Raw genomic sequence first — 15790 nt, 5'->3', positions numbered from 1 at the left:
ATCAGGCCGGGTCAGCCGGCCGCCGGGCTGCGCCAGTCGTCCGAGCCGGATGTACCGGAGACCTCATGTGTCCAAGTGATCTTGCGATAGCTGAAGTAGACGTCTTCGAGGTGGGTGAAATGCGCGTTGTCCGGGTCCTGGCAATTGGGCATGCGCGACTGGATGTCGACGATGGTCGCCCCTTCGAGTTCGATGGTGAAGTAGTGCTCCTGCGTGCCTGCCGCTGAGGTCCGCAGCCACTCCAGTCGGCACTTGACCTCTTCGCCGCTGGTGAGGGCGCTGAAGAGCAACGGCGATGACTTGTCGAAGACCTTGCTGATCATCAACGGTTTATGCACCCTCTGCCCCGTGGGTTGGCCCGACTGCGGGTCGCGGGGAATGATTACCTGGTGAGCAAACGCCTGCACGAGAATCTGGTCCTCATGACCTTCCTGGTAAATGCCACCTACCGAGTCCTGGGTAAAAGTGCCTGCCGTTATCAAACCTTGCTTGACACCGGTAATAGAAAGATACGCGGGTGTTGGCATGTCGGGTTTCCTTGCCTTATTGATCGGGAGTTCCATTCGGCGACGGGCCGGATGGGCAAAACCCCTATAACAAGAAGCGTGCCTGAAAGTTTGAACTCCAATGAAATAAGGGGTTCGATGTGGCGTGTGCTTGTATTTTATAAGTTGCGGGGAGGCGGGAGCGATATTAATGGCTTGTATTTGCGCTTAAGTGCGCAATTAGTTGCCTGTTATGTTTGAGCCGCTCTAATCAATGAAGCGCGAGCAGTCAGGGTGTTTTGCAACGGATTAAACTGCGCAAATTGCTGCGCAGGCCAGGTTTTATGGTGATTGTAGGAAATTCCTTAAGTAGGCGCATGTTGCTTGCTGAATGTTTTTTGCGTGACTAATGTTCGCTCGCTTCGTTACGTTTTTCACGAAGCTTCATGGCTTACTGGTGCGCAGCCAATACGCAGTTAGTTCGCCGGTCCTATCTTGGATAATCGTGCGCGGTTAAAAATGATTTACTCAGACACGCTTTGCGCTTATTACCTTGAGGTCGCCCGAACGCCATGTTCAGACGCAAGTTATGCCGGCAGTGAAGTGCGCTTCTCCAGCGAATATGAAGCCCTTGAAACCGAGCTGGCCAAGGCCCAATCGATCCACGGCGGCAGCCAGCCAGACTGGCAGCTCGTCAGGGTCATCAGCGAAGGCGTGCTGCGTCAGCATTCCAAGGATTTGCGGGTCGCGGCATGGTTGACCTGGGCGTTGTACCAGCGTGAATCTTTTCCTGGTTTGCTGGCAGGCCTGGGCCTGCTGCGTCATCTTTGCGAACAGCATTGGGCGGCTGTCCACCCCGCCAAGATGCGTACCCGTGGCGCAGCTTTCGGCTGGCTGGTGCTGCGCCTTGAGCCCTTGTTTGCGCAAACCCTTGCAATCGCGGATCAGCAACCCCTGTTCCAAGCCATCCTTGAACACCTTTCCAGCCTGGATGAATGCTGGAGCGCATGCCTGGGAAGCGACGCGCCACTCCTTCTGCCGATTCGCAGGCAATTATCAGAGCGCCTGGCGCGCACGGCGCAATGCGGTCCCGAGCCGGCCGGTGTGACGGCGGTCGTTGCACAGGTCAAGCAGGCAGCGACTCAATTGCTCAAGCCGGAAGCTGCTATCGATAACGAAAAAGACGCACATAAGCGACTTCGCACCCTGCAGGACCAGGCTCGCCCATTGTGTACCTGGTGGCTGCGCCAGGACGCTACAGACCTGCGCGCGTTGCGCCTGGGCCGTACGCTGGCCTGGCTGCCCCTGGTCAGTTACCCCGACGCCGACAGTGCAGGGATCACCAGCCTGCGTGGCCCCACATCCGACAAGCTCAACCGTTACCAGGAGCGTTTTGCCCGAGGCCATTACGCCGATCTGGTGCTTGAGCTTGAAGCGAGCCTGGCCAGTGCGATGTTCTGGTTCGACGGTTTGCGCATGCAGTGGGAGTGCCTCGAGGCGCTGCAGGCTCATCTGGCTATGTCCGAGGTGGAAGTCAGCCTCGCCCTGTTGTTGCAACGCCTGCCGAACCTCCTCGGGTTCTGCTTTCACGACGGCGCTCCGTTTGCGGATGCCGCGACTCGCGACTGGATTGCGCTGCAGGTGAATCGCCATCTGCAAAGAACCTCACCCTCGCAGATATCGATCGATGCCGACGCCGAACCGTGGGAGAGGGCGTTGCAGGACGTCATGCCACGCTTGCGCAAGGACGGGCTCAAGGCGGCCGTCGGGGAACTCAGACAGGGCCTGCATGCCGCTCGCGGCGAGCGAGCGCGCTTCCATTGGCGTTTGGCCCAGGCCCGGTTGTGTGTACTGGCCGGCAAGTACGAGCTGGCGAGAATCCAGCTTGAACAGTTGGATCATGAACTGCAGCAGGCGGGGCTGGACCGTTGGGAGCCTGGCTTGGCGCTGCAGGTGGCGCAGTTGCTGTATCGCTGCTGCGACCTGTTGCCACAAAGCCATGCCGTGCGGGAGCGCAAGGAAGATACCCATCGCAGGTTGTGCCACTTCGACCTGGAAACGGTACTTGAATAGGCTTTCGAGCCGCTCGAAAAAAAGGAGATAGACCATGGCCAAAGAAGGTTCGGTAGCACCCAAGGAACGCATCAACATCACCTTCAAACCTGCCGTTGGAGACGCACAGGAAGAAGTTGAACTGCCGTTGAAGTTATTGGTGCTGGGGGATTTCACCCAGCGTGAGGACTTGCGCAAGCTGGAAGACCGCAAGCCGATCAGTATCGACAAGAACACCCTGGACGAGGTGCTGGCCAAGCAAGCGCTGGAGTTGACGCTCAGCGTGCCCAATCGCCTCCAGGACGCGCCCGACGTTGAAGAGCTGGGCATACAGGTGCGGATCAATTCGATGCAGGACTTCAACCCCGCAAGCCTGGTGGAGCAGATTCCCGAACTGAAAAAGCTGATGACGCTACGTGAAGCGTTGATGGCACTCAAGGGGCCACTGGGGAATACGCCGAGCTTTCGCAAGGCCATCGAGCAAGCCCTGGCCAATGATGAATCCCGTGCACGGGTATTGGCCGAGTTGGGGCTGGGCAGTTCCACCGTATGACTTTTTCAGGAAAAGGACACTGAACGATGAGCGCACAACATAAACCGCTGGCCACATCAACGGATGACAACGGCGGCATCCTTGACAACATTATTGCCCAGACGCTGCTGACGGTTGACGACGAGGCGTATGGCATCGCCAAGCGCGGGGTCTCGGCGTTTATCGAAGAGCTGGTCAAACCGCACAACAGCGGTCAGCCGGTCAAGAAACGCCTGGTCGATCGGATGATCGCCGAAATCGATGCCAAGCTCAGCCAGCAGATGGACGAAATTCTCCACCACCCGGATTTCCAGGCGCTTGAAGCCGCGTGGAAGGGCCTGCAGTTGCTGGTCGATCGCACTAATTTTCGCGAGAACATCAAGATCGAACTGCTGAATGTCGCGCGGCAGGACCTGTTGGATGATTTTGAAGACTCGCCGGAAATCAACCAGTCCGGGCTCTATAAACACATCTACAGTGCCGAATACGGTCAGTTTGGCGGCCAGCCGGTAGGCGCCATCATTGCCAACTACTTCCTCTCGCCCAGCGCGCCGGATGTCAAGCTGATGCAGTACGTTTCCAGCGTGGCTTGCATGGCCCATGCGCCGTTTATCGCGGCTGCCGGGCCGGGGTTCTTTGGCTTGGAAAGCTTTACCGGGCTGCCCGACCTGAAGGATCTCAAGGATCATTTCGAAGGCCCCCAGTTTGCCAAGTGGCAGAGCTTTCGCCAGAGCGAAGATGCCCGCTACATCGGCCTTACCGTGCCACGGTTCTTGCTGCGCACCCCCTACGACCCGTCGGAGTGCCCGGTCAAGACCTTTGCCTACCAGGAAAACGTGGTCAACAGCCACGAACACTATCTGTGGGGCAATACTGCCTACGCGTTCGCCACGCGCCTGACCGATAGCTTCGCCCGGTTTCGCTGGTGCCCGAACATTATCGGTCCGCAAAGCGGTGGCATGGTGGAGGACCTGCCGTTGCACCACTTCCACAGCATGGGCGAAATCGAAACCAAGATTCCTACCGAGGTGCTGGTTTCCGATCGTCGCGAATATGAGCTGGCCGAGGAAGGCTTTATTGCCCTGACCATGCGCAAGGGCAGTGACAATGCCGCGTTCTTCTCCGCCAGTTCCGTGCAGAAACCCAAGTACTTCGGCACCAGCGCCGAGGGCAGGGAGGCCGAGCTGAACTACCGCCTGGGTACCCAGTTGCCGTACATGATGGTGGTCAACCGGCTGGCCCATTACCTCAAGGTGCTGCAGCGCGAGCAACTGGGCTCGTGGAAGGAGCGCACCGACCTTGAGCTGGAGCTCAACAAGTGGATTCGCCAATACGTGGCGGACCAGGAAAACCCCAGCGCCGAAGTGCGCGGCCGGCGTCCGCTGCGAGCCGCCCGTATTGTCGTCAGTGACGTCGACGGGGAACCTGGCTGGTACCGCGTCAACCTCAGTGTGCGACCTCACTTCAAGTATATGGGGGCGGATTTCACCTTGTCCCTGGTCGGCAAGCTCGACAAAGAATGAGCAGGCACCAGGGGATGACACATTACTGCAGCCTATTCGAGCGCCTTGACGGCCAGGCACCTGCCCAGGCGAACAGCGTAGCGTCCATCGCGACGCACCTGGGCAAGATGCTCAGCACGCGTGCGGGCAGTGTCCAGACACTGCATGACTACGGCTTGCCGGATCTCAATGACCTGCGCCTGAGCCTGCACGAATCATTGAGCCGATCGCGCCTGTCGATCGAACGGTTTATCCAGGCCTATGAGCCGCGTTTGGCGAACGTGCGCGTGAGGCTATTGCCCCGCGACCGCGATCCCCTGGTCCTGGCATTTGCCATCGAGGCCACACTGCTCGCCAATGGAATCAGGCAACCGGTGGTGTTCAGTGCGCTTCTGGGTGATGGTGGGCAGGTCGAGGTTGCGCCGGATGACCTTTAATCGTTATTACCAAAGCGAACTCAGTGCCTTGCGTCAGCTGGGGCGACGTTTCGCCGAGCGCAATCCAGCCCTGGCACCGTTTCTCGCAGAGGCCGGCCAGGACCCGGACGTGGAGCGTTTGCTCGAAGGCTTTGCGTTTCTCACCGGCCGCCTGCGGCAGAAACTGGATGACGAATTACCCGAACTGACCCATTCGTTGATGCAGTTGTTGTGGCCCAACTACATGCGGCCTCTGCCATCGTTCAGCATCTTGCAGTTCGATCCGTTGAAACGGGCAGGGCCTGCTGTCCGGGTGGCGCGCGACACCGCAGTGGAAAGCGCGGCCATCAATGGCGAGCGCTGTCGCTTTCGGACCTGCTACAGCACCCAGGTCATGGCGCTGCAACTGAGCGCCGTGACGTATGTCTTCCAGGGTGAGCGAGCCCTGTTGGACCTGCGGTTGGACATGAGCGCCCCGGGGAATTTCAGTGAGTTGGTGTTCGACACGTTGCGGTTGCACCTGGCCGGGGATCGCCACGTCAGCCAGGGGTTGTACCTGGGCCTGCTGCGTCATCTCGACGGCATCGAGTTGTTGCTTCTCGGTGATGACGGCCAGCCCGTCAACGGGACCGATGGGCAGGCAATGTCGCTGCGGCTGTGTGCCAGCCAGGTACACCCGGTGGGGTTCTGCGAAGAACAGGCGTTGATTCCTTACCCGGTAAATACCTTCCGTGGTTATCGCCTGCTGCAGGAGTATTTTGCCTTCCCTGACAAATACCTGTTCGTGGATGTCGGCGGTTTGGATCGGCTGCATGGGGTGCCCCAGGCACTGCTCAAACGGGTGCGTGGCATGGTGATGCGTTTTGAACTGCGCACCCAGGGGCATGAGCCGCAACGCCCCAGCCTGGACAACGTGAAGCTCTATTGCACCCCCATCGTCAATCTGTTCAACCATGATGCGGTGCCCGTTCGCCTGGACGGCAAGCAGGATGAGTATCTGCTGGTGCCTGGGGAATATACCCGCGGCAACGCCGCGGTGTTTTCCGTGGACAGCGTGACGGGATGGCGCCCGGGTGGCCTGGGTTATCGGCATTACGTACCGTTCGAGTCCTTTGAACACGACAGCGCCACCCCAGCCTCGAACATGGCCCCCAGCTACAGCCTTCGCCAGCGTGCATCGGCACAGCATGCCGGTCTCGACACCTGGATCGCGTTTGAGCGTGACCTGGGGCACGAACAGGAAACACTGTCGATCGAGTTGACCTGCACCAATCAGAACCTGCCGCTGCAGCTACAGGTGGGGCAGGTCAACCAGCCCTGCGAGCAGACCCCGGAATTTCTGGCGTTTCGAAATATCACCGTGCCGACCACGAGTCTTGCTCCGCCCCTGGACCAGGACTTCCTGTGGCGACTGATCAGCAACCTGTCGCTCAACTACCTGTCGTTGACCGATATCAATGCCCTGAAAGTCATCCTCGAAACCTACGACCTGCCGCGTTATCACAGCCGCCAGGCGCAGAAGATCAGTGCAAAGCGGTTGGGAGCGCTGCGCGCCATCCGGCACGAAGCCGTCGACCGATTGCTCAATGGCCTGCCGATTCGCGGTGTGCGGGTGGACCTGTCGATCGATACCCAAGGCTTCCTCGGCCAGGGCGAAACCTTTGTATTCGCTTCGGTGCTCAACGAGTTTTTTGCGCTGTACGCCAGCTTGAATTCGTATCACGAATTGCGAGTGATCAGCACACAAGGAGATGTGTACCTATGGCCACCCCGCATGGGCGAGCAGCCCCTGCTTTAACCGAACTGTCCCGTTTCATCCGCGAGTACTCGCTGTTCCAGGCGGTGTTACAGGTTATCGAGCGCTTGCGTGATGCCCATCCACTGCTGGATGAGGACGCGTTGTATGACCAATTGGAATTCCAGGCCAATCCAGGCTTGGGCTTTCCCGGACACGACATCGATCGAGTGGAGTTTTTTGTGGAGTACGGTCAATTGCGCGCGCGGCTTCGCCTCAATGTCCTCGGGCTATGTGGCGCGGGGTCACCACTGCCCGCGTTCTACGCGGAGCAGGCGTACGCAGAGGTGTCAGGCGGTAACGCCACCCGGGATTTCCTGGACGTGTTTCACCACCGCCTGCAACGGCTGATGCTGCCGATCTGGCGCAAATATCGTTATCGAGCCTGCTTCCGACGGGGCGCCAGTGATGCGTTCTCGGCGCAGATGTTTGCCTTGATCGGACTGGGAGGCCAGGACATTCGTCGGGCGGCAGCGCTGGATTGCAAACGGCTGCTGCCTTACCTGGGGCTGCTGAGCCTGCGCGCGCATTCGGCGGCAATGATTGAGACGGTGATGCGCCATTACTTCAAGCACCGCCGGTTGTTCATCGAACAGTGGGTTGAACGCAGCGTGTCAATCAACGGACAGCAGCGCAATCGGCTGGGGGCGGCCAACCACACGCTCGGCCAGGACCTGGTGCTGGGGAGTCGGGTCACCGATTGCAGCGGCAAGTTCACCGTGCATCTGCTCGGGCTCGACTGGCAACGATTTCACCAGTTCCTGCCGACCGGGGAGGACCTGCGCCCCTTATGTGCACTGCTGCGCTTAACCGCGCGCGCACCGCTGGAATATGACGTGCGCCTGGTGCTCGCCGAAGGGGAGATCCGCGCGCTGCATATCGGCGAACGCAATGTGTGTCGCCTGGGATGGACCAGTTGGCTGGGGCATGAGCGGGCGGATGGTGTGGTCACGCTGGCTGGCAATGCGCATTAAGGACTGATGATTATGATGAATGTAGACCTGCAACAATTGATACGGACATTGGCGGCGCAAACCCGCAGCGACCTGGAACACTCGGCTGAACGTTGTATCGCACGGGGCGGTCGCGAAGTGCTGGTGGAGGACCTGCTGCTGGCGCTGCTGGAGCACGCCGATGGCGTGTTGGCCAAGGCGCTGGCAGAGGCCAATGTAGCGCTGCACGAACTGCAGGCGACGCTGCAGCCAAAGACCGCGCAGTGTGCAACCCGCAACCCGGTGTTCGCCCAGGCTTTGGTGCAGTGGTTGCAACAGGCGTTGATGGTTGCGCACCTTGAACTGGGGCGACATGACGTTGACCAGGGCGCCCTGTTGCTCGCGCTGCTACGTCATCCCCTGGAGCACGCCGGCAGCGGCTATCAAGGTATTTTGAGCCGTTTGGACGCTGATCGCGTACGTGACTTCTTATTGAGCCAGGGCGCACAAGCCCAGGCAGTGGTGGCTGAATCATGGTTGCAGCGTTTTACCCAGGACCTGACGCGCCAGGCCCGTGAAGGCTTGATCGACCCGGTCATCTGCCGGGAGGGTGAAATCCGGCAATTGATCGACATCCTCGTGCGTCGACGCAAAAACAACCCGATCCTGGTCGGAGAAGCCGGGGTCGGGAAAACGGCGATTGTCGAAGGCTTCGCCCTGCAAGTGGTCGCATCGCAGGTACCGCCAGCCCTCCAGGATGTGCGCGTGCTGACCCTTGATATGGGGCTGCTGCAAGCGGGGGCTGGTATCAAGGGCGAATTCGAGCGCCGCCTCAAGGGAGTGATCGACGAAGTCAACGCCTCGCCCCAGGCCGTGATCCTGTTTATCGACGAGGCTCATATGCTGGTGGGGGCCGCGGGACCGGGTGGTGCGTCGGATGCCGCCAACCTGCTCAAGCCTGCGTTGGCCCGCGGTCAACTGCGGACCATCGCCGCCACCACCTGGTCGGAGTACAAGCAATACATCGAAAAGGACCCCGCATTGGCGCGGCGTTTTCAACCGGTACGGGTGGGCGAACCGAGTGTCGAGGCCGCGGTATCGATCCTGCGTGGACTGGTGCCGGTCTATGAGGCCAGCCATGGCGTGTACGTGCGCGACGATGCGGTTGTCGCGGCGGCGCACATGAGCGCGCGGTATTTGGCGGGGCGCCAGCTACCGGATAAAGCGGTGGATGTACTGGATACGGCATGTGCAAGGGCTCGCACGTGCTTGTCGGCGCGGCCCGAAGCCTTGCAGTGCCTGGTCGCCGAGCTTGCCGAAGGGACGCGGCAACACCTGGCGCTGCGCAGGGATGCCGAGGTCGGGCTGCCGGTCGATGAGGTGGCCCTGCAAGCCTTGAGCCTGCGACTGGATGCCCTGGAGCAGGAGCGCCAGGCCCTGGAGCAGTGCTGGGTTGAACAGCGCGAGCAGCCGACGGCAAGCCCGACGGTGTGCCCGCGCCTGGTGGCCCAGGTCATCAGTGCGTGGACCGGGATTCCCGTCGAGCAAGTGGCCCTTGAACCCAGCGAAAAAGTCCTGGGGTTCGCCGATGCCTTGCGAGCACGCATTCTGGGACAGGAGCCGGTCGTGCAGGCGCTTGATCGCAGCCTGCGGGCCGTAGCTGCCGGCCTCAACGAACCCGATGCGCCAGTAGGTGTATTCCTGCTGGCCGGCCCCAGCGGTGTGGGCAAGACCGAAACCGCGCTGGCGCTGGCCGACCTGCTGTACGGAGGTCAGCGGTTCGTCACCCTCATCAATATGTCGGAGTATCAGGAAAAACACTCACTGTCTCGATTGATCGGTGCACCTCCGGGTTACGTGGGCTACGGCGAAGGGGGTGTCCTGACCGAAGCGGTGCGGCAACGCCCTTATTCGGTGGTGTTGCTCGACGAGGTCGAGAAGGCAGACCCGGAGGTGTTGAACCTGTTCTACCAAGTCTTCGACAAGGGCTTGGCCAATGATGGCGAAGGGCGGGAGATCGATTTCCGTAATACGTTGATCCTGATGACCTCCAATCTCGGCAGCGACTGCATCAGTGAGGCGTGCGCCGACGGCCTGCGCCCGGACATCGAGGTATTGCAAGCCGCGATCCTCCCCGCGCTGCGGGCACACTTCAAACCGGCGTTGCTGGCCCGGATGCGGGTGGTGCCCTATTACCCGGTGACGGGTGAGGTGCTCAATGACGTAGCACGCCTCAAGCTTGCGCGCCTTGGCCAGCGATTACAGCAACGCCAGTTGGCGTTTACCCACACGCCCGAGCTGGTGGCGCACATGGTCCGGCTCTGCACACACGGTGACAGCGGAGCGCGCGCGATCGATCAGTGGATCGAGTCGGACCTGCTGCCGCAGATCGCTGATCGGCTGCTGACTGCAACGGTGGGCCATGCAGGTCTGTCACGGGTTCATGCACGGCTGGATAGCAGCGGTCGGCCAGTCTGCGAGTTCGGCCAATGATGAAAAACCTGTTTACCCCATTACCCCATCCCCTGACCTATGCCGAGACCTTGCTCGGCTGGTTCTGCCGACTGGGCCATGAAAACGACGAAACCACGCTGGCGGACTTGTGCGTGACCGGCGCTGCGCAACTGAGCCAGTGTGAACTCAGCCAGCTGTACCTGTTCGATGAGCCGGCGGGCAGGCTTGAGCTGATCGCCCAGCATCTCCACGGGGCGCTGCCGCCGGGCGACCCGGCGTCGGGCCCTGGCTCCCAGCATGAACCTCTGTTGCACTACGTGCTGACCCAAGGGCAGCCCCTTACCCTGGATGACCTGAGCCAGTGCGTGCATGACACCGGGTTCCTGCCGGCAGTGGCGCAGCCTTGGCATTGCCTGTCCTGCATACCGCTGCTGGGGCGCAGCAAAACCATCATGGGCGTATTGCTGTGCGCCAGCCCGCGCCCAGCCCAATTGCAAGGTTATGTTGCCTCGCTGGCGCGCCTTGGCGGCTTCGCGCTGGCGCAATTGAGCCTGTTGCGACGGATGCAGCCCGCACCGGAGGTCACCCGGCTCAAATCGAGAGCGCCCGCCACTCGTGTGTACGGCTTGATCGGCAACAGTGTTGCGATGAACGAGACCTGCCGCTTGATCGGTAAGGTCCTGCACACGCCGTACACCGTGTTGCTGCGTGGCGAGACCGGTACCGGCAAGGAAGTGGTGGCGCGTGCCATCCACGCAGCCGGGCCGCGCAGCGCTAAAGCGTTCGTGGTGCAGAACTGCGCCGCGTTTCCGGAAGGCCTGTTGGAGAGCGAGCTGTTCGGCTACCGCAAGGGCGCATTTACCGGGGCCCAGCGCGACCACGTCGGGTTATTCGATGCAGCCCATGGCGGCACGCTGCTGTTGGATGAAATCGGTGACATGCCGCTCTCACTGCAGGCCAAGTTGCTGCGCGTTTTGCAGGAAGGAGAAGTGCGTCCGCTGGGGGCCAATGCTTCCCATAAGGTCGATGTCCGCATCATTGCGGCGACTCACCGTGACCTGCTTGCCATGGTGGCCCAGGGGACCTTCCGTGAAGACCTGTATTACCGGCTGGCGCAGTTTCCCATCGAGTTGCCGGCGCTGCGTGAGCGCGACGGCGACGCGCTGCAACTGGCGCGTCATTTCGCCGACGAGGCCTGTATGGCACTCGGTCGGCCAGCTGTTGGCTGGTCAAGCGCGGCCCTGGATCAACTGACGAGTCATGGCTTCCCCGGCAATGTCCGCGAACTCAAGTGCCTGGTGGAGCGCGCGGTGCTGCTGTGTGATGACGGTGTGATCCTGCCGCTGCACCTGGCGCTGTCGCCGCGAACGGAGGCCGCTGTAGAGACCACATTACGCCAGCGCCTGGAGAGGGTGGAGCGCATGGTCCTGATCGATTGCCTGCAGAAGAACCGTGGTAATCGAACACGCACCGCCCGTGAGCTGGGCGTCGCTCGCCGCACGCTGCTCTACCGGCTTGCCCGCTTGAATATTCCTGTTGGTGAAGCCAAGGGGGAGTGCTGAATGCCTTGTGTCTATGGGAGATACCCGATGCCTGATCGTCTGTGGCAAGCCATGTTGCTTGTGTTGTGTGTGCTGGGCGGCTGTAACGCCAATTATGTCTTCGATGATGCTGACTACCGTCCGTTGGGCGACCCGCAAGCGACCAGTCGCGGCCAGTGAATGGAGGACCCGAGCATGCAACTGGTATTTGAAGTGTATGACGGCGCTGGCACCGAGCCGCTGGCCGGCGCTCGCAAGACGTTTGCCGGTGTCGGCGGTGTGATCGGTCGCGGGGCCGGTTGCGACTGGGTGATCCCCGATGCCAGTCGACTGTTGTCCAGTCACCATGGGCTGGTGAGCTACCGTGAAGGTCGCTACTTTCTGACGGACATCAGCAGCAATGGCATTTGTGTGGCCGACAGTGGTGAACGCCTGAATAAAGGGCAGGCGCGACTGATCGCCGACGGTGATCTTTTTCAACTGGGGGCATTGGCGATACGCGCAAGGCTTATCGAGCCGCCGGCCCCGCCCGGCGCGCGGCGATTTACGGCACCGGGGCCGATTCCCGACGATGCTTTCCTGGCCCTGGACCCCATGCAGGCGCTGGATGATGAGGACCTCACCCATCCGTCATTGGACGGGCTGGACGCATTGAGTACTGTCGCCCAAGAACCGGGGCAGTGGATGACTCACAGCGCGGCGGACCGAGACCATCTGGTCTTGCCTCGATGGGTGGAGCCCGACCTGGAGGTGCCGCCGAGCCCGCAGGTTGTCACTGCGCCAGCGGACAACGAGTCCTTTTGGACGCAGTTTGCGGCAGCGCTGGGGATCCGCCTCGACGACGTTGACAGGCCAGCGCGAGAGGCATTGGCGATCAAGGTCGCCGGCTTGCTCAAGCTGAGTATCGAGGGGTTGCAGCACAACCTGCGCACCTGCGACGAACTGAAAAGTGAATCGAACCTGGCGCCCGCCGCTCCCGTTGTGAACAGCCCAAACCCCCTCAGGCAGTGCGCGGATGCCGAGACGGCGTTGGCCGCATTGTTGGGCATCAGCGAATTTGGCCAACTGCCCGCCGACCTGGCGATCACTCAAGTGCACCGGGATATGCAGACGCATCAGATTGCATTGCTGGCGGCATGTCGTGCCGCGGCGCGCAGCGCGCGGGAAGCGTTCGCCCCCAGCTATCTGCTGCTGTGTTTCGAGCGCCAGGACAAATCGCCCCGGTTCAACACCGACGGTGCCCAATGGCGCGCCTATCAACGTCACTACCAGCGCCTGGTCGAGGCTGAACCGCTCACGGGACACCTGTTGGGCAAGGACTTCGCCAGAGCCTATGACGAGCAGGTCCGCCTGATCTCCACCCTTCATGTGGACTACCCGGGATGATGATCATGTATCGAGCCGCCGTTGCATCCATGCTGGTGGTATTCAGCCTGTTGACCGGGTGCAGCACCCTGTCGCCTTTTTCAACCGTGACCAAGCTGGACCTGAAGCTGGTCGCCAGCGATCAGGTCAACCCCGACCTGCACGGGCGTCCCTCGCCGATCGTGGTGCACTTGCTCGAGCTGCGCCATCCCGTGGCCTTCGAGAACGCCGATTTTTTCAGCCTTTACGGGCGTGCCGAGCAAGCCTTGCCCAAGGACTGGGTAAGCAGCGAGGAGCTGGAAATGCGCCCCGGCGAACGGCTGGAGCTCAAGCTCAAGGTTGAACCGCAGAGCCGTTATGTGGGGGTGCTGGCCGCCTATCGAGACCTGCCCCATGTGCAGTGGCGAATGGTGGTGTCGCTTAACCCGCAGAAACTGACCCGGGCCAGCCTGGTGCTTGACAAGGCTGGCATCCGGGTCGCCAACCCAATTTCTGGTGCGAGGCAGGATTGATATGCTCGTTCATAAAGTCATTTGGCAGGAAGGCATGTTGTTGCGGCCCCAGCACCTGCAACACAACGATCGTTACTACAACCAGCAACTCAACCGCACCCGCCTGCTGGGCTGCGACACCTGGGGGTTCATCACCCTTGAAATCGACCTGCAGTACCTGCGCCTGGGCAAGATCGTCGTCAACCAAGCCAGTGGTGTATTACCCGACGGCAGCCTCTTCGAGTTGAGTGCCGCCATGGAGCCGCTGGTCCTGCAGGTACCTGCCAACGCGGGCAGGCAAGGGATCTATCTTGCGTTGCCGTTGACGACCCACAACCAGATCGAGGCGCGCAAGCAGGACCAGGCCGATGTCTGGGCACGCTATATCACCTGGCCGATGGACGTTGGCGACTCCAATGCCGGTGTCGATTTACGTTGTCAGATTCACTGCGGCCGTCCGGACCTGCGCCTGCTGCTGGGGGAGCATCACAGTGACCAGGCGTGTGTGATGCTCAAGGTCGCCCAGGTTGTGGATTGCACGGATGAAGAGGGCGTGAGCCTGGACCCGGAGTTCAGCCCGACCTTCATGTATGTCCAGGGATCGGCTTATGTATCGTCGTGCCTCAAGGAGGTGATCAGCCTGCTGGCCTGCCGAGGCGACGCCATTGCAGAGCGTATCCAGGGCAACGGTGCCGCCGCCGGTTCGCAGATCGGCGACTTTCTGATGCTGCAACTGGTCAATCGTTGCGAGTGGGTCCTGCGTCACTATCTGGGCCAGGTTCAGGTTCGTCCGGAAACGGTGTTCCGCGAGTGCCTGTCGATGCTCGGTGAGTTATCGACGTTCGCCCATGACAGCAAGCGTGCCCCGTTGGACGTGCGGTATCGGCATAACGACCAGGGCGCCAGCTTTCGTGGGCTGATGGAGGGCATTCGCTCCATGCTATCGATGGTGCTGGAGCAGCATGCCATGGAGCTCGCGCTGCAACAGCGTCAATACGGCGTGCTGGTATGCCCGGTGAGCGACCTCAAGCTGCTCGGCAGCGCGACCTTCATCCTGACGGCCAGCGCGCAGTGTGATTCGGATGAGCTTCGTCACCGTTTGCCGGCGCATCTGAAGATCGGCCCGGTGGAGCGCATACGCGAACTGGTCAACCTGCATCTGGCGGGCATCAAGGTCAAGCCGCTGCCGGTGGCGCCGCGACAGTTGCCGTTCCATGCCGGCAAAACCTATTTCATGCTCGAACTCAGCGCCCGGGACATCACGCAACTGGAGCATTCGGGTGGGTTTGCCTTCCATGTCGGCGGCGAGTTTGCCGAGCTTGAACTCACCTTCTGGGCCATCAGGAACTGAACACTATGACCACGGACCGTGAATACCCACAGGACGAAAAAACTGTCCTGCTTGATCGTGAAGGACGGGGGCCGGCGCAGGGCGCGATCACCGACTTCCCCACGCCACCGCGCTTCGAGCAATTGGAAGACCGAATGATCTACGCGGCCCGCTTGCAGGGCGCGCAGACCTTCAATATGGGGCTTAACCCGCTGGTTGCGGTCGCTTGGGAATTACTCGCGGAGGTGGCCCGGCTCAGGGGCCATTGCGGCCGGGAAAGCTTGCAAACACTCAATGATCGGCTGTCGGAAGGGGTCACCCAATTCGAGACCCGTGCCTTACATGAGGGGAGCGAAAACGGCCAGGTCATGTCGGCGCGTTATGTGTTGTGCAGCGTGATCGATGAAGCGGTGGTGACCACCGCCTGGGGCAGTCGCAGCGATTGGTCGAAGGTCAGCCTGCTGAGCCGCTTCCATAACGAAACGTTCGGCGGCGAAAAGTTTTTCCAGCTGCTGGAGCGACTGTCCCGAGACCCGGTCAAGCACATTGCGCTGCTGGAATTGATGTACCTGTGCCTGGCGATGGGGTTTGAGGGTAAATATCGGGTCATGGAGCGTGGCGTGCTGCAACTTGAAGCGGTGCGCGATGCTTTGTATCGCCAGGTCAGGCATGTCCGGGGCACGCCGCTGCCTGTCTCTGTATTACCGCCACAGGTGGAGCCCGTACGCCATAAAGCCCCGCGCAAGCTGCCGACCCTTTGGGTTGGAATCCTTTGCCTGGGCTGCATGCTGGCGATCTATTCGGGGTTTGCCTGGGTATTAGGCAAAGAGCGCACACAGGTGCTGCAACCTTTTCAAATTTCGGCGCCGGATCTGACTCGGACGCCCCTGTAACG

At 60.9% G+C, this 15790-nt stretch carries 14 protein-coding genes; 13 read left to right on the top strand and 1 reads right to left on the bottom strand.

Going from position 1 to position 15790, the window contains the following annotated elements; genetic code table 11:
- Positions 1–11: 11 nt before the first annotated feature.
- Positions 12–527, bottom strand: a complete 516-nt coding sequence (locus tag ACODSV_RS22215; protein ID WP_024075957.1) for an Hcp family type VI secretion system effector — start codon at positions 525–527, stop codon at positions 12–14.
- A gap of 477 nt (positions 528–1004) precedes the next feature.
- Here ACODSV_RS22215 and tssA point away from each other — a divergent pair, with 477 nt between their 5' ends.
- Genes tssA through icmH form a run of 13 tightly spaced genes read left to right on the top strand, consistent with a single transcriptional unit; the run spans position 1005 to position 15788 of the window.
- Positions 1005–2558 (top strand): type VI secretion system protein TssA, encoded by a 1554-nt coding sequence (gene tssA / locus ACODSV_RS22210; protein WP_150054551.1) that lies wholly within the window; start codon positions 1005–1007, stop codon positions 2556–2558.
- 34 nt (positions 2559–2592) lie between these two features.
- The gene (tssB, locus tag ACODSV_RS22205; RefSeq protein WP_069076343.1) at positions 2593–3090 is read left to right on the top strand and encodes a type VI secretion system contractile sheath small subunit; all 498 of its coding nucleotides are present in this window, start codon (positions 2593–2595) and stop codon (positions 3088–3090) included.
- 26 nt (positions 3091–3116) lie between these two features.
- Positions 3117–4592, top strand: coding sequence for a type VI secretion system contractile sheath large subunit (tssC, locus tag ACODSV_RS22200; protein WP_150054550.1), 1476 nt, complete (start codon positions 3117–3119; stop codon positions 4590–4592).
- A 14-nt stretch (positions 4593–4606) separates the two neighbouring features.
- Positions 4607–5008, top strand: a complete 402-nt coding sequence (tssE, locus tag ACODSV_RS22195; protein WP_024075953.1) for a type VI secretion system baseplate subunit TssE — start codon at positions 4607–4609, stop codon at positions 5006–5008.
- Positions 4998–6785: a type VI secretion system baseplate subunit TssF gene (tssF, locus tag ACODSV_RS22190; RefSeq protein ID WP_150054549.1), complete on the top strand. Its 1788-nt coding sequence runs from the start codon at positions 4998–5000 to the stop codon at positions 6783–6785. Before tssE ends, tssF begins: the two co-directional genes overlap by 11 nt.
- The gene (gene tssG, locus ACODSV_RS22185; RefSeq protein WP_024075951.1) at positions 6749–7756 is read left to right on the top strand and encodes a type VI secretion system baseplate subunit TssG; all 1008 of its coding nucleotides are present in this window, start codon (positions 6749–6751) and stop codon (positions 7754–7756) included. Before tssF ends, tssG begins: the two co-directional genes overlap by 37 nt.
- 12 nt (positions 7757–7768) lie before the next feature.
- Positions 7769–10207: an AAA family ATPase gene (locus ACODSV_RS22180; protein WP_150095186.1), complete on the top strand. Its 2439-nt coding sequence runs from the start codon at positions 7769–7771 to the stop codon at positions 10205–10207.
- The gene (locus ACODSV_RS22175) at positions 10204–11730 is read left to right on the top strand and encodes a sigma-54-dependent Fis family transcriptional regulator (protein WP_150054547.1); all 1527 of its coding nucleotides are present in this window, start codon (positions 10204–10206) and stop codon (positions 11728–11730) included. The genes ACODSV_RS22180 and ACODSV_RS22175 overlap by 4 nt, the downstream gene beginning before the upstream one ends.
- Positions 11731–11757: 27 nt before the next feature.
- Positions 11758–11889 carry a hypothetical protein gene (locus ACODSV_RS22170; RefSeq protein ID WP_024075948.1) on the top strand — a complete coding sequence of 44 codons (132 nt, stop codon included), beginning with the start codon at positions 11758–11760 and terminating at the stop codon, positions 11887–11889.
- Positions 11890–11904: 15 nt separating this feature from the next.
- The gene (gene tagH, locus ACODSV_RS22165; protein ID WP_150054546.1) at positions 11905–13095 is read left to right on the top strand and encodes a type VI secretion system-associated FHA domain protein TagH; all 1191 of its coding nucleotides are present in this window, start codon (positions 11905–11907) and stop codon (positions 13093–13095) included.
- A 5-nt stretch (positions 13096–13100) separates the two neighbouring features.
- Positions 13101–13586: a type VI secretion system lipoprotein TssJ gene (gene tssJ / locus ACODSV_RS22160; RefSeq protein WP_069077420.1), complete on the top strand. Its 486-nt coding sequence runs from the start codon at positions 13101–13103 to the stop codon at positions 13584–13586.
- A 1-nt stretch (position 13587) separates the two neighbouring features.
- Positions 13588–14916, top strand: a complete 1329-nt coding sequence (tssK, locus tag ACODSV_RS22155; RefSeq protein WP_150054545.1) for a type VI secretion system baseplate subunit TssK — start codon at positions 13588–13590, stop codon at positions 14914–14916.
- Positions 14917–14921: 5 nt separating this feature from the next.
- A complete protein-coding gene (gene icmH / locus ACODSV_RS22150) occupies positions 14922–15788 on the top strand; it encodes a type IVB secretion system protein IcmH/DotU (RefSeq protein WP_150054544.1) in 867 nt (288 codons plus the stop codon).
- The last annotated feature ends 2 nt before the right edge of the window (positions 15789–15790 follow it).

The organism is Pseudomonas sp. FG86 (assembly GCF_057808775.1).
The sequence above is the reverse complement of the archived record's forward strand: the minus strand, read 5'-3'. Positions and strand labels throughout refer to the sequence as shown.

What these genes read in the sequence shown, in the direction of transcription:
- tssB (WP_069076343.1), top strand. Translation starts at nt 2,593, where the DNA reads ATGGCCAAAGAAGGTTCGGTAGCACCCAAGGAACGCATCAACATCACC.
- ACODSV_RS22215 (WP_024075957.1), bottom strand. Translation starts at nt 527, where the DNA reads ATGCCAACACCCGCGTATCTTTCTATTACCGGTGTCAAGCAAGGTTTG.
- tagH (WP_150054546.1), top strand. Translation starts at nt 11,905, where the DNA reads ATGCAACTGGTATTTGAAGTGTATGACGGCGCTGGCACCGAGCCGCTG.
- tssE (WP_024075953.1), top strand. Translation starts at nt 4,607, where the DNA reads ATGACACATTACTGCAGCCTATTCGAGCGCCTTGACGGCCAGGCACCT.
- tssG (WP_024075951.1), top strand. Translation starts at nt 6,749, where the DNA reads ATGGCCACCCCGCATGGGCGAGCAGCCCCTGCTTTAACCGAACTGTCC.
- tssK (WP_150054545.1), top strand. Translation starts at nt 13,588, where the DNA reads ATGCTCGTTCATAAAGTCATTTGGCAGGAAGGCATGTTGTTGCGGCCC.
- tssC (WP_150054550.1), top strand. Translation starts at nt 3,117, where the DNA reads ATGAGCGCACAACATAAACCGCTGGCCACATCAACGGATGACAACGGC.
- ACODSV_RS22180 (WP_150095186.1), top strand. Translation starts at nt 7,769, where the DNA reads ATGATGAATGTAGACCTGCAACAATTGATACGGACATTGGCGGCGCAA.
- tssA (WP_150054551.1), top strand. Translation starts at nt 1,005, where the DNA reads ATGATTTACTCAGACACGCTTTGCGCTTATTACCTTGAGGTCGCCCGA.
- icmH (WP_150054544.1), top strand. Translation starts at nt 14,922, where the DNA reads ATGACCACGGACCGTGAATACCCACAGGACGAAAAAACTGTCCTGCTT.
- ACODSV_RS22170 (WP_024075948.1), top strand. Translation starts at nt 11,758, where the DNA reads ATGCCTGATCGTCTGTGGCAAGCCATGTTGCTTGTGTTGTGTGTGCTG.
- tssJ (WP_069077420.1), top strand. Translation starts at nt 13,101, where the DNA reads ATGTATCGAGCCGCCGTTGCATCCATGCTGGTGGTATTCAGCCTGTTG.
- tssF (WP_150054549.1), top strand. Translation starts at nt 4,998, where the DNA reads ATGACCTTTAATCGTTATTACCAAAGCGAACTCAGTGCCTTGCGTCAG.
- ACODSV_RS22175 (WP_150054547.1), top strand. Translation starts at nt 10,204, where the DNA reads ATGATGAAAAACCTGTTTACCCCATTACCCCATCCCCTGACCTATGCC.